20 protein-coding genes and 1 riboswitch are annotated in these 23,919 nt (G+C 51.3%); of the genes, 17 read left to right on the top strand and 3 right to left on the bottom strand.

What is annotated here, in order from left to right; genetic code table 11:
• Positions 1 to 3 precede the first annotated feature (3 nt).
• Positions 4 to 636: a DsbA family oxidoreductase gene (locus LQV63_RS19400; RefSeq protein WP_233697971.1), complete on the bottom strand. Its 633-nt coding sequence runs from the start codon at positions 634 to 636 to the stop codon at positions 4 to 6.
• Positions 637 to 825: 189 nt separating this feature from the next.
• Complete coding sequence (locus LQV63_RS19395; RefSeq protein WP_019423769.1) at positions 826 to 2,085, bottom strand: DUF2515 family protein; 1,260 nt, start codon at positions 2,083 to 2,085, stop codon at positions 826 to 828.
• Between the two features lie 175 nt (positions 2,086 to 2,260).
• On the opposite strand from LQV63_RS19395, the gene LQV63_RS19390 reads away from it, so the two are divergent.
• Together LQV63_RS19390 and LQV63_RS19385 are read left to right on the top strand one after the other, a co-directional pair.
• The gene (locus tag LQV63_RS19390) at positions 2,261 to 2,599 is read left to right on the top strand and encodes a thioredoxin family protein (protein ID WP_233697970.1); all 339 of its coding nucleotides are present in this window, start codon (positions 2,261 to 2,263) and stop codon (positions 2,597 to 2,599) included.
• A gap of 237 nt (positions 2,600 to 2,836) precedes the next feature.
• Positions 2,837 to 3,739: a COX15/CtaA family protein gene (locus LQV63_RS19385; protein ID WP_019423767.1), complete on the top strand. Its 903-nt coding sequence runs from the start codon at positions 2,837 to 2,839 to the stop codon at positions 3,737 to 3,739.
• A gap of 170 nt (positions 3,740 to 3,909) precedes the next feature.
• Here the strand turns inward: LQV63_RS19385 and LQV63_RS31510 are convergent, their stop codons facing one another.
• A complete protein-coding gene (locus LQV63_RS31510; RefSeq protein WP_019423766.1) occupies positions 3,910 to 4,041 on the bottom strand; it encodes a hypothetical protein in 132 nt (43 codons plus the stop codon).
• Between the two features lie 234 nt (positions 4,042 to 4,275).
• Between LQV63_RS31510 and LQV63_RS19380 the strand changes: the two genes are divergently transcribed.
• From LQV63_RS19380 to fdrA, 15 genes are all read left to right on the top strand, one after another.
• Positions 4,276 to 6,060, top strand: a complete 1,785-nt coding sequence (locus LQV63_RS19380) for a UbiD family decarboxylase (RefSeq protein WP_233697969.1) — start codon at positions 4,276 to 4,278, stop codon at positions 6,058 to 6,060.
• 70 nt (positions 6,061 to 6,130) lie between these two features.
• The gene (locus LQV63_RS19375) at positions 6,131 to 6,832 is read left to right on the top strand and encodes a Cthe_2314 family HEPN domain-containing protein (protein ID WP_233697968.1); all 702 of its coding nucleotides are present in this window, start codon (positions 6,131 to 6,133) and stop codon (positions 6,830 to 6,832) included.
• 73 nt (positions 6,833 to 6,905) lie between these two features.
• Positions 6,906 to 7,055, top strand: a riboswitch (SAM riboswitch).
• A 204-nt stretch (positions 7,056 to 7,259) separates the two neighbouring features.
• A complete protein-coding gene (locus tag LQV63_RS19370; RefSeq protein WP_325175904.1) occupies positions 7,260 to 8,285 on the top strand; it encodes a methionine ABC transporter ATP-binding protein in 1,026 nt (341 codons plus the stop codon).
• Positions 8,285 to 8,950: a methionine ABC transporter permease gene (locus LQV63_RS19365; RefSeq protein WP_019423762.1), complete on the top strand. Its 666-nt coding sequence runs from the start codon at positions 8,285 to 8,287 to the stop codon at positions 8,948 to 8,950. The genes LQV63_RS19370 and LQV63_RS19365 overlap by 1 nt, the downstream gene beginning before the upstream one ends.
• Before the next feature lie 128 nt (positions 8,951 to 9,078).
• Positions 9,079 to 9,918, top strand: coding sequence for a MetQ/NlpA family ABC transporter substrate-binding protein (locus LQV63_RS19360; protein ID WP_233697967.1), 840 nt, complete (start codon positions 9,079 to 9,081; stop codon positions 9,916 to 9,918).
• Between the two features lie 615 nt (positions 9,919 to 10,533).
• A complete protein-coding gene (locus LQV63_RS19355) occupies positions 10,534 to 11,259 on the top strand; it encodes an SDR family oxidoreductase (protein WP_051004543.1) in 726 nt (241 codons plus the stop codon).
• Positions 11,260 to 11,385: 126 nt separating this feature from the next.
• Complete coding sequence (locus tag LQV63_RS19350) at positions 11,386 to 12,570, top strand: sugar diacid recognition domain-containing protein (protein WP_233697966.1); 1,185 nt, start codon at positions 11,386 to 11,388, stop codon at positions 12,568 to 12,570.
• A 131-nt stretch (positions 12,571 to 12,701) separates the two neighbouring features.
• Positions 12,702 to 13,970 carry a GntP family permease gene (locus LQV63_RS19345; RefSeq protein WP_233697965.1) on the top strand — a complete coding sequence of 423 codons (1,269 nt, stop codon included), beginning with the start codon at positions 12,702 to 12,704 and terminating at the stop codon, positions 13,968 to 13,970.
• Positions 13,971 to 14,018: 48 nt separating this feature from the next.
• Positions 14,019 to 15,161, top strand: coding sequence for a glycerate kinase (locus LQV63_RS19340; RefSeq protein ID WP_233697964.1), 1,143 nt, complete (start codon positions 14,019 to 14,021; stop codon positions 15,159 to 15,161).
• Positions 15,162 to 15,591: 430 nt separating this feature from the next.
• Positions 15,592 to 17,262: a PucR family transcriptional regulator gene (locus LQV63_RS19335; protein ID WP_325175907.1), complete on the top strand. Its 1,671-nt coding sequence runs from the start codon at positions 15,592 to 15,594 to the stop codon at positions 17,260 to 17,262.
• Between the two features lie 296 nt (positions 17,263 to 17,558).
• Complete coding sequence (allC, locus tag LQV63_RS19330; protein ID WP_233697962.1) at positions 17,559 to 18,791, top strand: allantoate deiminase; 1,233 nt, start codon at positions 17,559 to 17,561, stop codon at positions 18,789 to 18,791.
• Between the two features lie 52 nt (positions 18,792 to 18,843).
• Complete coding sequence (locus LQV63_RS19325) at positions 18,844 to 20,082, top strand: MFS transporter (protein ID WP_233697961.1); 1,239 nt, start codon at positions 18,844 to 18,846, stop codon at positions 20,080 to 20,082.
• A gap of 76 nt (positions 20,083 to 20,158) precedes the next feature.
• Positions 20,159 to 20,926, top strand: coding sequence for a (S)-ureidoglycine aminohydrolase (gene allE, locus LQV63_RS19320; RefSeq protein WP_233697960.1), 768 nt, complete (start codon positions 20,159 to 20,161; stop codon positions 20,924 to 20,926).
• A 93-nt stretch (positions 20,927 to 21,019) separates the two neighbouring features.
• Positions 21,020 to 22,069 (top strand): ureidoglycolate dehydrogenase, encoded by a 1,050-nt coding sequence (gene allD / locus LQV63_RS19315; RefSeq protein ID WP_233697959.1) that lies wholly within the window; start codon positions 21,020 to 21,022, stop codon positions 22,067 to 22,069.
• A 57-nt stretch (positions 22,070 to 22,126) separates the two neighbouring features.
• The gene (gene fdrA, locus LQV63_RS19310) at positions 22,127 to 23,887 is read left to right on the top strand and encodes an acyl-CoA synthetase FdrA (RefSeq protein WP_233697958.1); all 1,761 of its coding nucleotides are present in this window, start codon (positions 22,127 to 22,129) and stop codon (positions 23,885 to 23,887) included.
• Positions 23,888 to 23,919 lie beyond the last annotated feature (32 nt).

Raw genomic sequence — 23,919 nt, 5'->3', positions numbered from 1 at the left:
ACATCAGCAGCCATCAATCGAGCAGGAGTCGGTCGAGGAAGCAGACGGTTGAGCTGCATCCTTCCGTGTGGCCTCGTCACGTGCGATCTCCAATGTTTCCTTGGATTGGATTCCTTGCAGAACCCGGTCGCCGACGAAGAACGTTGGAACCGCTCGTACGCTCTCTGTCTGCCGGAGTCCTTCTTCGTGCTGCTTGGCATAGCGCTCATCTTGCAGCGCAGACAAGAATGAATGGGCGTCCAGACCGATTTGCTCCGCCACTTGGGCAAGCACCCCAGACTGGGAAATGTCCAGTCCTTGCTGCCAATACGCTTTAAAGACGCTGACGAAATAGTCATTGCCTTTGCCGTGCTCCTTCGCATAGTAGAAGCCGATATGAGCCAAACGGGTACGCGGAATAGGTGAGATGTCCGGCAGACTGATGTCTACTCCCAATCGCTCAGCAATTGGCAGAACGCTTTGCTTCATCGATTGCTGTACATACGCGCTGTTCGGATCAAGCGGTACGCTGCCTTCCGGACGCAGTTCATACGGAATCCATTCGATGTCATCAGGTTGAAATGTTTCTTCCACTGCCTTCTCTCCCAAAAAACAAAACGGACAAACGAAGTCGGAAACGATCTTGAGTTGAGCCATAAAATCATTCCTCCATGTCATCTTTACTTTATTATAGTAAGCAATTTAAATATATACAAGCACTTACTTTTAGTAACGATAATAGTATACTATGCAGCTCATCTTGTCGATATTTCCTCAACAAGCCCCTGTTCAAAGCAACAAGGGCATGAGGGATGAGGTTCTGTAATGAATTTCAGCAAGTTGTGATTAGCTTGGTTGAATGAATCCGGCTAGCGAAGCAGTTTCCTTCCATAGCCGATCATGCGGCAAAGTCATGTCAATATGCAGAGGAGGACGTGTCGGCTGCATATGCTTCAGCATCCGATCGTCGATGAACCAATCGCCTGGTTCGATCGGAGTATAGGGCTCGTCCTGCCATACATCGGTAAGGCTTGGGCTATACGCGCGGTGAGCGCTTGGGAGCCTGACATGTTCTGGAACCGCTGCTTTCTTCGTAAATATATGCGGCCAATAATCGGATCGCGAGCCGGTATGCGGTACGGCACGCATATAGCGCAAGGCGCCTCCGTAAATTTCAGGAGTATGGAATAACAAGGCGTACAGCTTGCGGCCGAAGAAGATTCGCTCATTTACATCAGAGAAATCTTCAAGGGTCAAGCCGACTAGAGGCACGGCCTCGTGTTCTTTCAACGACGGGACGCCAAGGGGAAAGATGACTTGATTCATTTGCATCCATCCATGTAGTCGAAAGTCCCATTTATTAATAACGTGTTCCCGATAATCCGGATGCTGCACGACTCTGCCTTCGATAACATTCTGTTCATTGACGATAAGGGCGGTAGTTAAGAGCGAACTGTTCGGCTGAACCCAGAAGCTTTCCCAAAACGGTGTCATAAAGGCGGATATGTCAAGTGTGGGCAGCAAGTGAAACAAGCTTTTGCCCTCGCGGCGGCTTGCTGCATAGAGCAAGAGTTGAGGATACGCATCGTGAAAAATAAGCGCATTGGATCGTTCAAGCAAACGATACGCCCACAGGCGATGATTCGCGCTCATAATGCGCGGCAGCCATTCACCCTGCAGGTCGGTCATATTCCAACCGCCATTACGCGACACCATATGGGCAAGAAAGGCCCAATGCAACTCAGGATATGATTTGTAGATGCGCCCGTATGCTGCCGTTCGGGTGACGTTATTCCGGTTCGCCATGCGAACGGAGTTTCGAATGTGACGCAGCAGCATCGATTCCTCCGTGGTTAAAGAAGAAGCGGCTGCTCTTCTGCCGCTGACGAACTGTTGCCGCTGTCGTTCCAGCAGAATGCGGTTCACGTGTTCCTCCGTGCGCTTTGCCGCGGCACGATTCCATTCGAGCGTGCGGCTCTCGCGCATGAGCGTCACCCGATTATGCAGTTCAGTCCATGTCATCCGCATAGCATCGTAAACTGTGCCAGCTGCTTGACGCATCATTTGCACAGCGTGCCGCCACCGCTTGGACAGATTGGAAAGCATCGGGAAGCCTCCTTTTGTTAAAGTGCGTAATCGATAGGGCTGCTGAAAAATAACAAATTTAATGCATTTCCTTCTCAGTATGTCCAATTTCAAGCGAGGACGTACACTCAGCGTGTTTGACTTTTCGCAAGCATTTGTTATATCTTGAACTGAACAAAGTAGGGAGTGAAGCGCTATGGAGAAAATACAAGCCGTCGAACGGTTCCAGGAAGTAATCGCTCAATCTCAGACAATTATTGCAGTATTTAAGACCTCCTGGTGTCCGGATTGTCATTTCATCGATCCGTTCATGCCGGAACTTGAAGCGCAATTTGAAGGCAAGGCGACTTTCGTCGAGGTCGATGCAGAGCAACTACTCGATGTGGCGCAGGAACATCATATACTGGGCATTCCGAGCTTCGTTGCTTTTAAAGACGGGAAGGAAACGATTCGATTCGTCAACAAGCTGCGCAAGACACGCCCGGAAATCGAGCAGTTCGTAGAGCGGGCCCTTGCGGTGTCCGAAGCAGTATAACTGGATAGGAAAGCATGATCCGTCCCATTTGCGGACGGATTTTCTTGTTTAGAGGAGTAAGAAGGCGATGGGCTGCTGCTGAGTGTAATATTTGTCACAATTTAGCCGTACATTCATTTAGGAAATCTTGTATAATGGGAGACGGACTGGAATACTTTTCTTATTATTTATAATGAACGGCTTCAATTATGAACAACGGGTCAGGTGAAACTAGTGAATTCAAACATCTACCGTAGAATGAAACAATTGGCTTACGTTACATGCATCGGAATGTTTCTTGTCGTGCTGAACGGAGCATTGGTAACGAAGACGGGATCCGGAATGGGGTGCGGTTCGGATTGGCCGCTCTGCAACGGCAAATTTGTTCCCGCTTACACGATTGAATCCATGATTGAATATTCCCACCGTTTCGTCACTGGAATTGTCGGTCTGCTCGTCTTGGCCTCGTTCATCTTCGTTCTGCGCGCTGCGAGAGACAAACGCGATGCGGTAAGCTACGCTTTCCTTACGCTATTATTTACGATTATTCAAGCGATTATGGGCGCTCTGGCTGTTGTGTTTACGCAATCTCCACCCGTAATGGCGCTTCATTTCGGAATTTCTTTGCTCGCCTTTGCCTCTTCCTTCCTGTTGTGCGTCGTGTTGCGTCGGTATGAACGGGGAACTGTAGTACAGGCGGATCAAGGCCGTCCGATTCGTGCGGAATTTCGATACGGGGTCTGGTTTACTTTGCTTTATACCTACATTGTTATCTATGTAGGCGCATTCGTACGGCATACCGATTCATCGGGAGGCTGTATGGGATGGCCGCTCTGCAACGGGGAATGGATACCTGAATTGTCCGGTGGGACGGCGATTGCGTTTTGGCATCGTGTAGCGGCGGCGCTGCTGTTCATCGTAGTTGCGATTATGGCTCATTTTGCCTACCACAACCATAAGGATAACCGGGAAATTCAATTGTGCGGCATATGGTCGCTTGCGCTCTGCGCAGCGCAAATCATCAGCGGGGCATTTGTGGTCCTTTCAATGCTGGATGCCAACCTGTTCCTGTTGGCAAGCTTGCTGCATACGACGCTCATTTGCGGGTTGTTCAGCGTTCTGTGCCATATGAGCATCCGCGTCTGGCAGCTTAGGAAGTAATAAGAAGACATACATACATCAATGCTAAGGGCATAAGACCCACGAGTTGCAATATGTAAAAGAAGCAGGTCGCTTGACGTTTTTCGGAAGTTGTTCCGGTTAGCGTGATTCAAGCGAGCTGCTTCTTTTATTGGGAAATGAAAGGTTATCAATTGCTTCAGTCATTCATTTTACGCTCCTTCTTGCATGTTGCGGGTTTCATTGGCGTGCGTGCCGAACAGGACGACCGAAGCAGCTGCTTTGGCTGCGGCTAACCAACGAACATTCCAAGGTTTGCGTACTGCCATTTGATTGTTTTTCATGAACATCTACCTCCTCAATTGTGGTTCGCGTTTCATTTGATGTCTTTATTGTATCGGAGACGGACGACAGGTACCATGGAATCAACTTACGCCTAGCTTACAATGTCGTAAGTTGTCTAACAGGCACGCTTTAGGTTCGGATGAAAAACAGATATACTTATAGAGGAAACATGTAATTTATATGTAAGAAACGTCAACCCAAACGATAACGGAACATTTCAAGGAGGGCTCGTATTGTCTTTTTCTAATATTCGTGATTTCATCCACATGCTAAAGCGAGAGAATGATTTGGCAGTGATCGAGACGGAAGTTGATCCGTATTTAGAGATTGCCGAAATTCACAGACGCGTTATCGCTGAAGGCGGTCCTGCCCTTTTATTTACAAATGTGAAGGGCAGTCCTTTTCCGGTCGCGACCAATCTGTTCGGAACGATGCGGCGGGTCGATCTTGCTTTCGGACCGCGTCCAGAGCAGTTTGCGAACAAGTGCATCGAGGCGATTCACCGCTTGATGCCGCCGTCGCCGAAGAAGTTGTGGGAAGAGCGCGGCCTAGTGAAGGATCTGCTCGGCTTGACGAAGGTGGGCATGAAGGAAGTTACGCCGACGCAAGCGCCGATTATGGGAGTGAAGCGTACGGATAAGCCGATGCAAGGTCTTCCTGCTTTAACGAGCTGGCAATTGGACGGTGGTCCGTTCATTACACTTCCGCTCGTCTATACCGAGCATCCCTTACATAAAGGAAGCGATCATAACCTCGGCATGTATCGCATTCAAATATACGATGAAGAGACGACTGGCATGCACTGGCAAATTCAAAAAGGCGGCGGTTTTCATCATCATGAGGCGGAAATGCGCAATGAAGCGCTTCCAGTGTCCGTAATTGTCGGTGGACCTCCTGCGCTTATTGCAGCGGCCATTGCGCCGCTTCCTGAGAAGCTGCCTGAGCTATTGATGACCTCGTTCGTGATGGGTGAACGCCTTCCAGTCGTAGACAGCGGCTTTGAAGGACACCGTATTCCGGCTGAAGCGGATTTCGTAATTCAAGGCTATGTGCCGCCGCATGTCCGCCGCATGGAAGGGCCGTTCGGTGACCATTACGGCTATTACTCATGGGCGCACGAGTTCCCGGTGCTTAATGTGAAGCAGATGTATCACCGCAAGGATGCGATCTATCCGGCGACGGTTGTAGGCAAGCCTCGTCAAGAGGACTATTACTTGGGCGAATATTTGGTAAGGCTGTTGTCCCCGGCGTTCCCGCTCGTCATGCCAACGGTGCGCAAGGTGCATCCATATCCAGAAACGGGCGTCCATTCCTTGGCCGCCGCCGTCGTGCGCGAAAGCTATTCACGTGAAGCGCTTCTGTCCGGCTTCCGCATTCTCGGTGAAGGCCAGCTCAGCTTGACGAAGTTCCTCATGCTGACGGATCAGCCCGTTGACCTAGAGAACTTTGCTGAGCTGACCGAAGCGGTGCTCGAGCGATTTAAGCCAGAGAGCGACTTGTATGTGATGAATAACACGTCGCACGATACGCTCGATTATACCGGGCATAAGCTGAACCATGGCAGCAAAGGCATTCTGCTTGGCGTAGGCGATCCGGTGCGGGAACTGCCGCATACGTACGAGGAGGGCGAAATTGGCGAGATTCATGATGTCGCCGTCTTTTGCCGCGGCTGCTTGACAGTAGCCGGCGCTTCGTATGAGGCAGAGCCGCAGCTGGCGGAACGCGTATTGGCGCGTCTCACGGAGAAAGAGACGAAATGGCCGCTTGTGTTCTTAGTGGATGATGCCCAAGTCGCGAACGGACAGCTTTCGTTTCTATGGACGGTATTTACGCGATTTAACCCTGCATCTGATATATACGCGGGAATGGAAGTCCGCAATCACCATCTTGCCTATAAATTACCGATTGTCATCGATGCGCGCATGAAGCCGGGTTACCCAGACGAATTGTTCCCGCGTGAAGATATCGTGCAACAGGTTGACCAACGTTGGAAAGACTATTTCCCGAACGGATTATAAGCGGTTGTTGAACGGGGCCTCTTATAATCACGGATCCATTCACGTGCTAGTATCGACAAGGAGGAGTTCCATGCTGCGCATTCTGTTCGGTGAACCGCCCCGTCAGGACGAAGGAGAATTGCAGGAAGCCATGGCGTTGATGGAGCGCTACTTGAACGTTGTGCGCAAGCAAATGGACAAGCAGGGCGATCCGGAGCACTATTGGCGCAAAATTGAAATCTGGACCGTCGGGTTAAAGACATCCTTGGATGAGCTGGAACAAAGCGTTTATGCTTCCGATAAGTTTGCGGAGCGCGTAACGAAGCGATATCAAGCGGAGATGGACGATGAGGAACTGGATGATTACTATCGGCATGTCTATTTCTACAAGAACGGATTCATTCGCGTCTTCTCCATTTTGGACAAGCTCGGTACGCTCCTGAACACGGTGCTGCAATTGGAGACGGAGAAGGTGAAGCATCGTTTTTCTTACTTCACGGTTCTGCGTCAAATCCGGTTCAAAGGCAGCCATCCGCGCTTGGCCGAACGGTTAACCGCCTTGAAAGATCAGTACGGCGATGCTCTTCAGCGTCTCCGCAAGCGCCGCAATACGGAAATTCACCATATGAATGCGGAAATGCAGGATGATTTATGGCAGCGCCACCGCAGCTTAAGCGATAAAATCAAGCTGGAGGATATCCAAGCGAATTTGCAGGATTTACAGGATGGTTTCCATATGGCATGCGAAACGTTGCTGATCGCCTTTGAGGAATTGTGCAAACTGGAAAAATGAAACGTAAGGTAAAAAAAGTTATTTGACAACTTTCAAATGCTGGATTATACTCAATTTAAATTTCATAACCGTTTTCTTATCAAGAGTGGCGGAGGGACAGGCCCTGTGAAGCCCGGCAACCGATCTTGCAACCCGGTCAATATGACGCTTCGGCGCGTTATATGCTTGCAAGATGTCAATGGTGCTAATTCCTTCAGAACGTGACGGTTCTGGCAGATAAGAAAAGGGAGAGTTGCGAACAACCGCCAGTTTCAACTGCAAGAGACAGCGAATCGACGTAGCCCCCTTTTGGCATCTGCCAAGAGGGGGCTTTTTATATATAATCCTGTATAATACATTCACGGGCTGTCCGATTATGAATAAGCTGACAGCCAATAACGCGTATGCATCATGCATACGCGATGCATAAAGGAAGGTGACGATTCCATTGATTCGTTTGGAACATATAAGCAAACAATATGATGCGAGAGGCAAAGCAAGCGGACCGCTGGCGCTGGACGATGTAAGCCTGACAGTGGCGGATGGCGAAATTTTCGGCATTATCGGCCACTCCGGGGCAGGCAAGAGCACCTTGCTGCGCAGCATTAATCTGCTGGAACGGCCGACATCCGGAACGGTGACCGTTGACGGCGTCGAGCTGACGAAGCTAACTCAGGGAGGGCTGCAGCAGCAGCGCCGCAAGATAGGCATGATTTTTCAGCATTTTAATCTGCTGTCATCTGCGACGGTATTTGACAATATCGCCTTTCCGCTGCAGCTTGCACACACAACGAAAGAAAAAGTGCAGGCGAAGGTGGACGATTTAATCCGTCTCGTCGGACTGGAGGAGCACCGCGATAAATATCCGGCGCAATTATCTGGCGGACAGAAGCAGCGGGTTGGCATCGCACGAGCTTTGGCTAACGATCCAAAGGTACTGTTGTGTGACGAAGCGACTTCGGCGCTCGATCCGCAGACGACCAACGCGATACTTGACCTGTTGCTCGATATTAACCGCAAGTTCGGCATTACGATTGTGCTCATCACGCACGAAATGCACGTCATCCAAGCGATATGCGACCGCGTCGCCGTTATTCATGCCGGTGCAATTGCGGAACAGGGTAAGGTCATCGACGTATTTCTGAAGCCGGAGCATCCGGTGACGCGTGAGTTTATTCTAGAAGAGCGCAATGATGCGGAGCTCCAGCCTTGGGCAGCTTTCAAGACGCAGGCGACCGAACATTCCCGCGTGGTGAAGATCAATTATTTGGGCGACGTGACGTACGCGCCGGTGCTCCATCAAGTATTGACTGCAGCCGGTGTCGGCTTCGCCATTCTGCAAGGTACGATCTCGCGCATGAAGGACGTTCCATACGGCCAGTTGGTCGTAAGACTTGACGGAGAGAAGACGGCCGTGGAACAGTCGCTCCTGTCGTTGCGGGATAAAGGCTTGGAAGTGGAGGTGATTGCATAATGAAGCTTGATTTCTCTACAGTGAACTGGGAAGAAGTAAGCACGGCCACGACCGATACGCTGACGATGATGCTCTTTTCCGTATTGTTCACCTTCATTATCGGACTTCCGCTCGGCGTACTGCTTTACTTGACAGGCAAATCGAATAGGGCAGCGGCCAAGCCGGTGTACGCGGTGGTGTCATTTATCGTCAATATTCTACGCTCGGTGCCGTTTGTTATTTTGATGATTGCCATTATCCCGCTTACCCGGATTATTATAGGGACTTCGATAGGTGTGGAAGGAACAATACCGCCGCTCGTCATCGCGGCTGCTCCGTTCTTCGCCCGTCTGGTCGAAACGTCGCTAAGAGAAGTGGATCGCGGCGTCATCGAGGCAGCGCAAGCGATGGGGGCATCGACATGGCAGATTGTGCGCAAGGTGCTGCTCCCGGAAGCGATGCCTGGACTTATTGCCGGCACGACGATTACGGCGGTTACGCTGGTCACTTATACGGCCATGTCAGGAATGATTGGCGGTGGCGGTCTAGGGGATCTGGCTATTCGCTACGGTTATCACCGTTACGAATTCGAAGTGATGATTGTATCGATTGTCGTGATGGTGCTGCTCGTGCAGGTGCTGCAGTGGATTGGCGATGCGTTGGTGCGCAAGTTTACCCGCAAATAAGGCTTGGGAAGCCCGCTCTTTGGAGCTTCAACATATAGTGAGTGTTCAAAAAGGTTAAGAGTATTTTGAACAACCTCATAAATACAAAAAATTCAATTGGGGCAGTTTGGAAGGAGAAGGTGTTGGCAATGAAAAAGTGGACTTATGTATTGACTCTCGTAACGTTAGTAATGGTGCTGGCCGCATGCGGAAGCAAGCCGGCGTCAGACAACAATGCAACGAACGCCTCAGACAATGCGGGCGGCGAAACGACGAAAGTGGTCGTCGGCGCATCTCCGGTTCCGCACGCAGAAATTTTGAATCATATCAAGCCGCTGTTGAAGGATCAAGGCATTGAATTGGAAATCAAGGAATTTACCGACTATGTTCAACCGAACGTACAGGTGCATGAGAAGCAGCTTGATGCGAACTTCTTCCAGCATAAGCCATACATGGACAACGAAGTGAATACGAAGGGCTACAAGCTGGTTAGCGTCGGTAACGTGCATGTGGAGCCGTTCGGCGCGTACTCCAAAAAAATTAAATCCGTCGATGAGCTGCAAGACGGTGCTACGGTCGCTATTCCTAATGATGCGACAAATGGTGGACGTTCCTTGCTTTTGCTTGAGAAACAAGGCATCATTAAGCTGAAAGAGGGCACAGGCCTTGAAGCGACAGCTCGCGACGTTGCAGACAATCCGAAAAATCTGAAGTTCAAAGAGTTGGAAGCCGCAATGCTGCCGCGTGCGTTGGATGAAGTCGATATGGCGCTCATCAACACGAACTATGCACTGCAAGCTGAATTGAATCCGACGAAGGATGCGCTGTTCATCGAAGATAAAGATTCACCGTATGCAAACATTTTGACGGCACGTGAAGATAACAAAGACAGCGAAGCAATTAAAAAATTGGTTGCCGCGCTTCAATCCGACGACGTGAAGAAATTCATCGAGGACAAATATAAAGGAGCGATCGTTCCAGCGTTCTAATTATTGCTGTTGAATGGAACATACTCGCATAGCCTTGGCGCTTTACGGCATATTCATTGAAAAGATGAGCAGCCTTGACGCCAAGGCTTTTTTACATTGTTGGAGCCTGTTCCATCCCTTGCCTCGATCTCCCCTTCATTCAGAATGGCAGCCCCCCTTCCTTTTCAAACGAGAACATGTTGTGGCTTCTGTGCAATGGCCCTTAGCTCCATTCTCCCGTACAGTCAGTCAGAGCGCGTCACTGCACGAACGAAGCATTACGATGCTCTTAGCTTCAATCTCCCATACAGTCAGGAGGGATAACGTGGAGGATAAGGGACATGACGTATCGTATAGGTACCATCCATAACGAGGCCGATCACGATGAGAGTGAATCAGAGTGGCAATTGGTTGTGCCGCTTCCTGATGGAAGGGGAGAGTGAAGCAAAAGGGTGGAGCTGCTTACCTCGATTCAGGATGACGATCCGGTCCGATAATTGGGTTCTGTTGTTCTCCCCTCATAAATAATCTATACTGGACATGGATGTTCTTTGAAGCGCCGGGAGGAGGATTGCGACGTTGGAACAGCAGCGTAAGATTGCCCTGATTACGGGGAGCGCCAAGGGCCTTGGCAAGATGGCGGCCATGACGTTAGCCGATGCCGGACACGATATCGTCTTGAACTACGTGCATAGTATAGAGGAAGCGGCGAAGCTGAAGCTGGAAATTGAAGCGAAGGGTGTCCGTTGTAGTGCCATTCAAGCCGATATTTCAAAAATGGACGAAATTAAACGGCTAGTATATACGATGAAGGATGAGATGGGTCCCGCCGACATTGTCGTAAACAATGCCGGACCGTTTATACGGGAGCGCCGTTTGTTTGCTGATTACACGGAAGAAGAGATTTTATATTTGTTAAACGGAAATTTGACGGGTGTCATACTGCTCGATCATCTGCTGCTTGATTCGATGCGGCGCAAAGGCTGGGGACGAATCATTCATTACGGATTCGGACATGCTGGAGAAGCGCGCTCATGGCCGCATCGTGCCGTATATGCCGCGGCCAAGGTCGGACTCGTCTCCTTTACGAAGACGCTTGCCGTGGAAGAAGCCCCGCACGGCATTACGGTAAACATGATTTGCCCTGGAGATATCCGAGGTGATAATAAAGAGCGGCGCATCGATGAGGTGCAGGACGTTAAGGATGAGGAAACGCCGCGCGGCCGTCCGGGAACCGGTGAAGACGTAACCCGGGTGATCCGCTTTCTATGTGAGGAACGATCGGATTTTATAACCGGCAACATTATGAATGTATCCGGCGGGCTGGACCCGATACGGGCCAACATTGGCAGCCTGATGTGAGCGTGGAATAATGATACATAACGTAATCTTAATGCCCCCATTTCGGTAAGGACGTGAGTCGTCGATCTTATCGGATGGAGGGCGTTTTTTCATATCGTTATTGACATAGATAGGTGGTAGACAAGGATGAGCCGACTTACGAAAGAATTGGCGCAGGAAATTGTAACACGCACGATGCAGGTTATTCATTATAATGTGAACGTCATGGATGAACGAGGGCGAATTATTGGTTCCGGCGACCGCTCGCGCTTATATCAGAAGCATGAAGGGGCGCTCATTGCGATCGAGCGGAAGGGACGATTTGAAATTGATGAGGAAAGCGCCCGCAAGCTGCAGGGGGTGCTGCCTGGCACGAACTTGGCCATTCAATTCCAAGGCGAAGTCGTTGGGGTCATTGGCATTACGGGTGATCCGAACGAGGTGACAAAGTATGGAGAATTAGTGAAAATGACAGCGGAAATGTATCTGGAGCAAGCCGATCTGTTGGAAAAGGCCCAATGGGACAAGCGGATGAAGGAAGATTTTCTTCTGTCCGTCATTCATGCGGACAGGAAGGATATTGCAATGCTGCGAATTCAGGCGGAACGGATTGGCTTCCATCCGGATAAGGCGCGGGTCGCGTGCATTATGGAGCTGAGAGGCGAGCATGACGCCGATTCGCTGCCTACGCTCAAGCGGGTGGTGGAATTGCTGGAGGGACGGCAAACCATCGACTTAATCGCCATTCGCAATACGCATCAAATCGTGCTATTTAAGCCCCATCTCCATCCGAGACAGCCCAACACCGACATTTGCGAAGGCATCGGGCAAATTCGCAGGCTGCTGGAGGACAAGCAGATCGCGCCGCTCTGCATTGCCGTTGGCAAAGCTTACTCAGGCATCGATGGCATGATCGCTTCATACCGTTCCGCCCAAGATACAATGCGGGCAGGGCAAGCGATTCTCCCCGATCAGACGGTATACTATGGCGAAGATATGCCGAACGAGACGGTATCAGCCAACGTGAAGCCTTCTTGGGTTGTGGAAGAGCTGCATCAGTTGTGGCGGGGGTTTGTGCAGGAGGATAAGAGCGGAGAGCTGCAGCAGACATTGCAGGCTTACTATGAGGAGAATGGCGAACAGCAGCGCGTAGCAGAGCGGTTAGCGATTCACCGTAATACGCTTCGTTACCGTCTGCAGCGTATTCATGATGTGGCTGGCAAAGATCCGAAACGTTTTCGCGACTTATATACGCTGATGACGGCCCGCTGGTTGAGCGCACTGGAAGAGAAAGAGCCGGAAACAGACAACGTCTGGAAAGGGCAGAGTTGAATTGTGCATTTGAACAAAAAACACGTTCATTAAAGCGCTGTATTTCATTTTCGTGCATGATGAAGCGCTTTCAGATTACAGGTACAGTAATAGTACAAAGAATTGCTACCACACCTTAGGGGGATTGAACTATGGACGTATCTGTATCTGTACTCGGTGCTTTGACGGCATTGATCGTGGCCATTGTGCTTATATTGCGTAAAGTCCCGCCAGCCTATGGCATGATGATTGGGGCGCTTGCCGGTGGGATTGTTGGCGGAATCGGGTTGGTTGATTCTGTGAACTTGATGATGGATGGCGCGAAGGGGATGATTCCGGCCGTGCTGCGCATCCTGGCAGCCGGTGTGCTTGCCGGCGTCCTGATTGAATCGGGCGGCGCGAAGACGATTGCCGAAACGTTAGTCCGCAAGGTCGGCGAGACACGCGCGCTGTTCGCGCTGGCGTTCGCGACGATGGTGCTGACGGCGGTCGGCGTATTCATTGACGTCGCGGTCATTACGGTAGCGCCGATTGCGCTGGCGATTGCACAGCGCGCGGACTTGTCCCGCATGGCGATACTGCTCGCCATGATTGGCGGCGGCAAGGCCGGCAACATTATGTCGCCGAATCCGAACGCGATCTCGGCGGCGGAGGCGTTCAACATTCCGTTGACATCGATGATGATGGCAGGGATTGTACCGGCCTTGATCGGACTCTTCGTCACTTATATGATTGCGAAGCGGTTGTCCAATAAAGGTACGAAGATTGCGGCACAAGAAAGTGTGGATAATGGGGAGCAGCAGCTTCCAAGCTTTCTTGCAGCGATGATGGCTCCGATAACGGCCATTGCTCTATTGTCGCTTCGTCCGTTGGCGGGTTGGGTCATCGATCCGATTATTGCCTTGCCGGTCGGCGGCTTAGTCGGTGCCCTGTGCATGGGCCGCATCAAGCAGATTAACCAATATGCAATATCGGGCTTGGGCAAGATGACCGGCGTGGCTGTCATGCTGCTCGGCACGGGCACGCTGGCTGGCATTATATCCAATTCGCAATTGAAGAACGTGATTATCGACAGTCTGGCTTCTTCCGGCTTGCCGGCTTACTTGCTTGCGCCGATAAGCGGTGCGTTAATGTCATTGGCTACGGCTTCGACGACGGCAGGAACAGCGGTAGCGAGCTCAGTGTTCGGCTCGACGATTATGGAGCTCGGCGTTGCTTCCTTAGGGGCCGCAGCGATGATTCACGCCGGAGCGACCGTCTTTGACCATATGCCGCACGGCAGCTTCTTCCACGCAACGGGTGGCAGCGTCAATATGGCGATGAAGGAACGCCTGCGTCTTATCCCGTATGAAACATTAATCGGTCTGGTACTGGCCATTGTATCGACGTTGGTGTTTGGCGTGTTCGGTTGGTTCCTGTAACAAGATCTGAACGGTTCTGTAAAGGTTAATAGGGAGGGAGTGGAGAGAATGAAGGTTATTATTGCTCCAGACTCATTTAAAGAGAGCTTATCCGCATTAGAGGCATGTCATGCTATAGAGAAGGGATGGCGCAAGGTATTTCCCGATGCGGAAGTTGTAAAGGTGCCGATGGCTGACGGCGGGGAAGGCACGGTGCAGTCGTTGGTGGATGCAACAGGAGGACGATTGATTCATTGTGAAGTGACGGGACCGCTCGGCACGCCTGTGAAAGCGTTCTATGGCATGCTTGGCGACGGCAAGACGGCGATTATCGAGATGGCGGCGGCATCGGGCCTGGCGCTTGTACCGCAGGAGCTGCGCAATCCGTTAGTGACGACGACGCGCGGGACGGGGGAGCTCATTGTGTCGGCGTTGAACGAGGGAGTGAGCACGATTATTCTCGGCCTCGGCGGCAGCGCTACGAACGACGGCGGCGCGGGGATGGCACAGGCGCTTGGGGTGCGGCTGCTTGCCGAAGATGGCTTCGACATCGGCCAAGGCGGCGGAGAGCTGCAGCGTATTGCCCGCATCGATATGAGTGAAGCAGATCCAAGGCTGAAGCAAGTTACATTCGTGGCGGCTTGTGATGTGGATAACCCGCTAACCGGAGAGAGAGGCGCTTCGGCCGTATTTGGTCCCCAAAAAGGAGCTGGAGCGGACATGGTGCGGCAGTTGGACGACAATCTCGTCCATTATGCCGCTATGATTAAGGAATATTTGGGGAGCGACGTGGAACAGATTCCAGGTGCAGGAGCTGCCGGAGGGCTTGGCGCTGGCGTGCTGGCTTTCTTGGGAGCAGAGCTGAAGCGGGGCGTTGACATCGTCATCGAAGCGACAGGACTTGCTTCGCAGGTGAGGGACGCGGATCTCGTCATTACGGGTGAAGGCCGAATTGACAGTCAGACGATTTACGGCAAGACGCCGATGGGGGTCGCCAAGACGGCCAAGCTATACGGGGTGCCGGTCATCGGCCTCGCGGGCACGCTGTCGGATGGACATGAAGTCGTGCATGAGCATGGCATTGACATGGTGTTTACGATCGTGCCTGGCGTATGCAGCTTGGACGATGCGATGAGACAAGCCGCTGGCAATATGGAACAGACGGCACGCAACATTGCTATGGCGTTAAAGTGCGGCAGCAATCTAGCGTAATACCATGGTGATATGAGGCGGATGCTTCCTTTTTGGAAGGGGCCGCCTCTTTTTTGACCATTAAGGAATGATTAAGTTCTGTGAAGCGAAAATGTGAAACCAAATATTCCCCATGGCGTTAAAACCAACCTTTAAACGCGGTCGCTCATCTTAGAAATGCCTCGATAGAGGTTTTCTTATCACTATTTATTGCTTTTGGGGAGGATTTCAAGCCTATAGCTATTTTAATTTCGGTCACAAAAATTTCATGGCGCAGTTGCCGAAAATGATGAATTTCATGCTGACTTACGTTACTCTTAATAGAAGACAACTCCAATTTTTTAACGAACAATACGATCTGAACAACCTCATTCTCAAGGGAATAGGGGAGTTGGCTTGTTTCTTTCTTTGCTCGACTAATCTACCTCTACATCGATAGGAGCGGGAAATGATGGAATTCAGGGTAAAAGATTTGTTTCAAATTGATACATTGAAGCAAGCGTTTGTAGTCAGCGGCAAGCAGGGCCTGAACAATCCGATTCGCGGAGTAACAATTATTGAGGCTCCGGATATTGCGGAGTGGATTAACGGGGGGGAATTGCTGCTGAGCAGTCTATATCCGCTGCAATCATACAATCATAGCGAGCAGCAAGACTTCATGGCACAGTTATCCGAGAAAAAAGTAAGCGCTTTAATTATAAAAACGGGCAGATTTGTCCACGACATCCCTTCCGGCATCATTCAAGCTTCGGAGACGCACCATCTGCCCGTCATTCAAATTCCGAAAGAAGTTCCTTATCGTGAAATCATGTATCCGGTTATGGAATCTCTCTTTAACAACCAAGTGATCAAACTCAGGTATTTTAAAGAAGTTCACGATCGATTTATTGCACTTACACTTGCTAATAAAGGATCGGGGAACATTATCAATTCCCTCAAAAGGTTGATTGGAAATCCCGTCACCCTGTACGACCGGAACTTCTGTTCCATATCGGCGACCGATCCGCATTTGGTGCAGTATGAGGTACTGGAACGCGAGGAAGCTGATGCTGCCCGGATAGATACGGAATTTCCTTATTATCGGCAGCGTGCCATCTATCCGGAATGGGGCGGCAGAACGTGCGACCATTTTGTCATTCCGGTTGAAACGGTGAATCATATCAAGATCCACCTCGTTATCCATGAGACGTGCAAAACAGTGGAAGCGCTTGATTTCGTTGCGATTGAGAACGCGGCCACCTCCTTATCGCTCGAGCTCGTCAAGCAATACGCCGTGGCAGAAGTGGAAATGAAATTCAAAGATGATTTAATCGATGATTTGCTGCACGCTAAGATTGAATCGCTGCAGAGCGTATATCAGCGGGCCAATTTGATCGGCTGGGATTTGAACAAGACCTATGTCGTCGTGTTGTTCCGTCTGCGGAGCATGGATGCTTGCAATGAGAAGGAGATGGACCTGTACGGTTACCACAATCCTTATCACCGCATGCTGCATGAATTAATTCAGCAGGAGCTTCCGGAAGGCACCATCCGGAACCGGAGCGATCAACTTATTGTGTTATGGAATGTTGAAAGCGCTCACGGGGATAAATTAGCCTGTGTGCGCACGATTAAAGAGGCGGCTAAGAGCATCCAGCAATCGATTTGCAAGCGTGTACAGCATCTCGATTTGCAGGTTGGCATCGGAAATGCGGCCTATGAGATATCCGAGTTGCCCAGAAGCTATAAGGAAGCCCAGGATGCTTTACAGCTTGGGACGATGATTAAGGGCAAATCTGCGATTGCGGCTTTTTCGGATTTGGGCATATACCGATTACTCTGTCAAATCGAGGATGCTGACGAGCTTGCGAAATTTATTCCGCATTCGTTAAAAAAATTGCTCGCCTACAAACAGCCGAACCGGGAAGATTTAATCAAGACGCTGCAAACGTTTTTACAGCACCATCAAAACGCTGCCAAAACAGCAGAGGATCTGTACGTCCATTATAAGACCGTGACCTACCGAATTGAACGCATTAAGGAGATTACCGGTATTGATATGGATGACCCAGATGAGATGCTATCTGTGCAGGTCGGGTTGAAAATTCTCGTCCTGCTTGGCGATAGGCCTCTATCTTTATAATCAGAGCAAGCAGGCGTGTGATCACGGAACAATATGGCCTTTGACATTCAGGCTCCGCTTCATGAGGGTAAAACCGCTCTCATGGGACGGAGTTTTTTTTGTTGATCTTTTTTATCCTGTTTGGATAAAAAAGAGGGACGTTTTTTATCGAGATGCCTCGATGTTATTCCTTATTAAAGCGTTTACAATCAAGATGCAAGCAAAAACGGCCATAAATGGTTGCGCCACGGATAAGCGGAACGCCGTTTATCCCGCTTGGATAATGCACACATCTTACAGAAAGGACAGATACAATTATGGAAAATATCCAAACGGAAACCGTTCGCCTTGTCGAGTGGCTGAGCCAGTTCGGCAATGACCCGGATGGAGGCGTCTCGCGCCTGCTGTATTCCAAGGAATGGACGGCTGCACAGAAAGCATTGGAGCAGTACATGCAAGAGGAAGGGTTCACCACTTATTACGATGAGATTGGCAATTTGTACGGACGGTTGGAAGGAAGCCAACACCCCGATGAAACGATTATGAGCGGTTCCCATGTGGATACGGTGCGCAACGGCGGGAAGTATGACGGGCAATATGGAATCATCGCCGCTTTGATGGCGATGCGGGCCTTGAAGCGGCAGTATGGTCAACCGCTGCGCACGTTGGAAGTGGTATCGTTTGCAGAAGAAGAAGGCAGCCGGTTTCCTTATACGTTCTGGGGGAGCAAAAATCTTATGGGCGTGGCGAAAAAGGAGGATGTCCAAGACATCGCCGACTTTAATGGCGTGCCTTTCACGGAAGCGATGGAGCAAGCGGGATTCCGCTTCCGCGATGGATCGGCGGAACCACGCACCGATATTAAAGCGTTTGTCGAACTGCATATTGAGCAGGGCAGCGTGTTAGAACACGAAGGCCTGTCGGTCGGCGTTGTTCACAGCATCGTCGGCCAACGGCGCTTTACCGTCGAAATCTCCGGAGAAGCCAACCATGCCGGAACGACGCCAATGGGATACCGCAAAGACGCCGTTCATGCGGCGGGCCGGATGATTCAACAAATTCTGGATCAAGCGCAAGCGCATGGTGATCCGCTTGTGACGACGGTAGGAAAGATTGAAGTGAAGCCGAACGTGGTTAATGTCGTGCCGGGCAAAGCGCTGTTCACCTTGGATATCCGTCATACGGACAAAGCGGAACTGATCCGATTCTCCGACGAAGTGACAGAGTTGATGAAACGGACCGCGCGAAAAATCGGGGTGGAGTTGAACATAGAAATGTGGATGGATGAGGATCCCGTTCCGATGAACAACCGGATTCTCGATGTATTGGAACGGCAATGCCGGGAACACAACATTCCGTTCAAATCGATGCACAGCGGAGCAGGACACGATTCTCAGATTATGGCGAAGTTTGTGCCTACGGCGATGCTGTTCGTTCCAAGCCGCAAGGGGATCAGTCACAATCCGGAAGAGTACACCAGTCCGGAGCAGCTTGCAGACGGCATAGAAGCTTTGACCCATGCACTGTATGAGTTGGCGTACCAAGCATGATTGGCAACGAAAGACAGGCACAAATCGATTTGCGCTGAGGAGAGTGGGTAATATGAGGGACGCAAGCGAACAGGGAAAATGGGAATATTGGAAAAAAGTCATCGTTATGCTTTGTCTCGGATGGACGGTCATTTGGATTTACCGCACCATCTTGAATCCGATTCTTCCCGAAATTCAACGTGATTTGAATGTTACATCAGACGCGAGCATGGGCCTCATCTTCAGTGTGTTCTTCTTCGCCTATACGATGATGCAAATTCCGTCGGGGTTGCTGGCGGACAGGTTCGGACGGAAGACGATAATCATTCCGGGATTTATCCTGTTTGCCGTTGGGGCTGTTCTCGTCGGGTTCTCGACCTCGCTCATGTTCATTTTGGTAGCGAGCTTCATTACGGGGTTAGGACAAGGCACTTATTACGGTCCTGCATATTCCATCTCGTCGGAGACGATCCCGAAGGAGAAGCGGGGCATTTCCACGGCTATCATTAACAGCGGTTCCGCCATTGGTATGGCCATCGGCCTCATCGGTTCGAGCTTCCTTGTGAAGGATGCCGGCTGGGATTGGCGGGTGCTGCTCTTTATTACGGCAGGTTTGGCGTTCATCTTAATGCTGGTGTTCGCGAAGAACATCAAGAAGACCGCGGTGCTGTCCAAAGCGGCAGCGGCGGATTCGGAGGAGGATGTCCAGGATAAGGCGACATTAAAGCGGCTGTTAGCCAATCCGAAGATGATTGCCTCCTATGTGCTTTATTTTGCGACTTGCTATGGCTATTACATGATTGTTACATGGCTTCCGTCTTATCTGCAGGAAGAACGGGGTTTTCATGGGACAGCTATCGGCTTTGCAGCCGCTCTGGTTGCGTTCAGCGCCGTACCCGGCGCCTTGCTCTTCAGCCGGCTGTCCGACAAGTTCATGCACAAAAAGATTACGTTCATCATCATTTTGGAACTGCTGGCGGCAGTCATGTTATATTTGACCGTTTCAGTTAATACGAACACCTTGCTCATCATCTGTCTGATTCTGTACGGCTTTCTCGGCAAGCTGGCCGTTGAGCCTCTCTTAATCTCGTATGTGGCGGATATCGCGCCGAAGCAAGGGATCGGGACGACGTTCGGTTTCTTCAACTTTTTCGGCATGATGTCATCGGTCGTAGCTCCGTTCGTCACCGGCCTCATATCTGATGCGACGGGCAGCAAGGTATTGGGCTTCTATCTGGCAACCATCATCATTGTCGTCGGGGCGGCGGTTATGCTGCTGGCTAACGTGAAGAAGACGCCTAAGACGTCTTGATACTTCTGTTCTCAAAATCTAATATTCTAAAATTCGTAGTGCAAATGGGTTCATTAGAAAAAGGAGAGTGTGAAACATGGGTTATCCGCAAGATTTGTTATCGAGCCGTTCCATTATCAAACGCGGCAACTTCGCCTTAATTCCGCCAGAAGGATTGGTCAAAAATATCGTACCTGGCTTTGAACAATGCGATTTGACGATATTGGCCTCCCCGCGACTCGGCGCCAAATTCGTCGATTATGTGGTGACGATGCACGAGGGGGGCAAGAATGCACAAGGTTTCGGCGAAGCTGGCGTAGAAACATTCGTGTACTGTATGGAAGGACAGGTGAAGGCTTCCGCCAATAAAGAGTCATTCTCACTGAAGGAAGGCGGTTACTTGTACTGTCCGCCGGGCGTGAAGCTGTACTTGGAGAACGAGTTGGCTGAAGATACGCGATTGTTTTTGTACAAGCAGAAATATACGCCGCTTGAAGGGAGTACCTATACCCCATGGGTCGTTGCAGGGAACGTGCACGATATTGAGGCGATCGATTACGACGGCATGACGAATGTCAAGCTGAAGGACTTGCTTCCAACTGACCTCGCGTTCGATATGAATTTTCATATTTTGTCGTTTGAGCCGGGCGGCTGCCATCCGTTTGTGGAGACGCATTATCAAGAGCACGGGGCGATTATGCTATCCGGTGAAGGTGTCTACAATCTGGACAATGAATGGATTCCGATTAAAAAAGGGGATTACTTGTACATGGGTCCTTACGTGCCGCAAGCGACCTACGCTGTAGGCAGAGAATCGTTCGCCTACTTGTATTCCAAAGATTGTAACCGGGATGCGTCCCTATAGAGCGATATGGATCAACCGCTTCCTGTTGCTGGCCAGACCTAGCTCGGTCCAGCAGCAGGCAGAAGGCGGAATACATGCAAAGAGGGAATTGACATGAGAGTAACCAAACAGAAACTGCATGAGCTTATCCGAACAAAATTGTCCCGTGCCGGATTGTCTGTCGATCATGCGGATATAGTGGCGGACGTGCTCGTTCATGCTGATGTCCGCGGCGTCCACTCGCACGGCGCCATGCGGGTCGAATATTATGCGGAACGCATTGCGAAAGGCGGAACGAACGTAAATCCTCGCTTTACGTTCGAGAAGACAGGGCCGTGCTCCGCCGTGTTCGACGGGGATAACGGCGCTGGGCATGTCGCGGCTAAGCAGGCGATGGAAGAGGCAGTGAATATTGCCAAGGAACATGGCGTTGCCGTGGTTGGGGTAAGACAAATCGGGCATAGCGGATCGCTGTCCTATTATGTGCAGCAAGCGGCGCGGGAAGGGCTAATTGGCATCTCTGTCTGCCAATCCGATCCGATGGTCGTGCCTTTTGGAGGGGCCGAACCCTACTACGGCACGAACCCGATTGCCTTCGCTGCTCCTGGTGAAGGAAGCACGATCATGACCTTCGATATGGCGACTACCGTCCAAGCTTGGGGGAAGATTCTACACGCCCGTTCGAAGCACGAGACGATTCCGGATACGTGGGCGGTGGATGAACGCGGCGTGAGGACGAGTGACCCGTTTCAAGTGCACGCGCTGCTTCCGATTGCAGGCCCGAAAGGGTACGGGTTGATGATGATGGTCGATGTGCTGTCTGGCATTCTGCTCGGTCTGCCATTCGGCAATCAGGTAAGCTCAATGTACCACGATCTGACCGAGGGCCGGAATCTGGGACAGCTTCATATTGTGCTTGACCCGTCCTTTTTTACCGATTTAGAAATATTCCGGCGCAACATTTCGAAGACGATGCGTGATCTGAACGGCATCAATCCAGCGCCTGGCTTCGAGCGCGTTCTCTACCCGGGGCAGAACTATGACCTGATCGAGCAGGAGAACGAAGCTAACGGCATTGAGATTGTAGATGAGGTATATGACTATCTCGCGTCCGATGTCGTTCATAACAACACTTACGATCATAAAGATCCCTTTGCCACGTAACACGTGCATTACAGGAATGTCATTACAATAAAAATGGACAACCAGAGGTGAACCAGAATGCTGCATACGATCATTAAAAAAAATTCGTATCAAGATTCAGTCAATTTGATGCTTCTGACCAATCATATTTCTGCGCTTGAAGGCGTAACGCAAGCGTCCATCATGATGGGAACGCCGGCCAACAAGGACATTATGCGCAATTCCGGATTGTATACGGGTGAGCTGGAGCAGGCTGGAGCCAACGACATGTGCATTGTCATCGATGCGGAGGCGCAAGGCAAGCTGGATCATATTCTCGCTGCCGTTGACAGCTTTTTAAGCGACCAATCCGTCAGCAGCGGCCAGTCCGCAATCGAGAGCGTCCGCTCGTGGGAGCGCGCGCTGAAGGAGAGCCCGGATGCCAATCTGGCCATCATTTCGGTACCAGGCCAATATGCGGCGGCAGAAGCGGGAAAAGCGCTCGATCACGGCCTGCATGCCTTCGTCTTCAGCGACAATGTGCCGGTGGAAGAAGAGTTGAGTCTGAAACGGAAGGCGCATGAAAAAGGGCTGCTCGTGATGGGGCCCGATTGCGGTACGGGTATTTTGTCAGGCGTTCCGCTCGCCTTCGCGAACCGGGTGACAGCGGGCAATATCGGCATCGTCGGCGCATCGGGCACCGGCATTCAAGAGGTGACGACGCTGATCGACCGCATGGGCGGCGGCATCAGTCACGCGATTGGTACCGGAGGACGTGACCTCTCGGAAACCGTCGGGGCGATTACGATGCTGGACGGTATCTGCGGACTGGCGCACAACGACCGGACCGAAGTGATTGTCATCGTATCCAAGCCACCGGCCAAGGCGGTGCGCGATAAGGTTGTGGGCCAGCTGCAAGGGCTGTCCAAGCCGGTGGTCACGCTCTTCCTCGGAGAGAAACCCGCCGCGCATGAAGGGAATGTCTATCAAGCCTATACGTTGGAGGAAGCGGCGATGATTGCGGTCGATCTGGCCAAAGGCGCCGCAGTGAAACCGTTATATAGCTTACCGCTCGAAGTGCCGGAGGCAGCATTGAATCCGGGGCAGACCTCGATTCAGGGCTTGTATGCCGGCGGCACATTGGCTGCCGAAGCGGCCATGCTCATCGCGGATGCGCTTCAACTGAAGGACGGGCTTATTCATGAAGCGGGTTATGTTCTCAAATCGAACGGTCATGCCATAGTTGATTTGGGCGACGATATGTACACGCAAGGCAAGCCGCATCCGATGATCGATCCGGCTACTCGGATTCAGCATATCGAGAAGGCTGCGCAAGACCCAACCACGGCGGTTATATTGTTCGACGTCGTACTGGGGTACGGTGGCCATGACGACATGGCGAGTGTGCTGGCGCCGGCTATCGAGAAAGCGGCAGCCAAGGCACAGACGGAGGGGCGCAAGCTCTACTTTGTGGCCGCTCTGTGCGGCACTCGTCAAGATCCGCAGTCTTATGAGGAGCAGAAGCGCAAGTTCGAACAGGCGGGCGTACTTGTCAAAGAGAGCAACAATCAAGCGGTACGCACCGTGCTGGCCATGATGAAGCTCGGCCTCGAAGAAGTGCCGAAGGCGCACCGTCCAGCAGCAACGACTATCTCCGAAGGGTTCTCTGCATCTGCCGCAGTCGAAGCGCTGCTTGGAGGGAAGCCGTCCGTCATTAACGTGGGCTTGCAGAAATTTACGGAAGCCATTACTGCAAGCGGTGCCAAGGCGATCCAGTACGATTGGAGGCCGGTTGCGGGCGGCAGCGTAAAGATGCAGCGCATATTAAGCCAGTTGAACGATTACCGGTTTACGAATTAACTGTGAATCAACTGCGAATTAACCGCGTCAAC

It is taken from the genome of Paenibacillus profundus, assembly GCF_021369635.1.
Lineage (GTDB): Bacteria > Bacillota > Bacilli > Paenibacillales > Paenibacillaceae > Paenibacillus_B > Paenibacillus_B profundus.
This window is presented reverse-complemented; position numbering and strand designations above follow the sequence as displayed.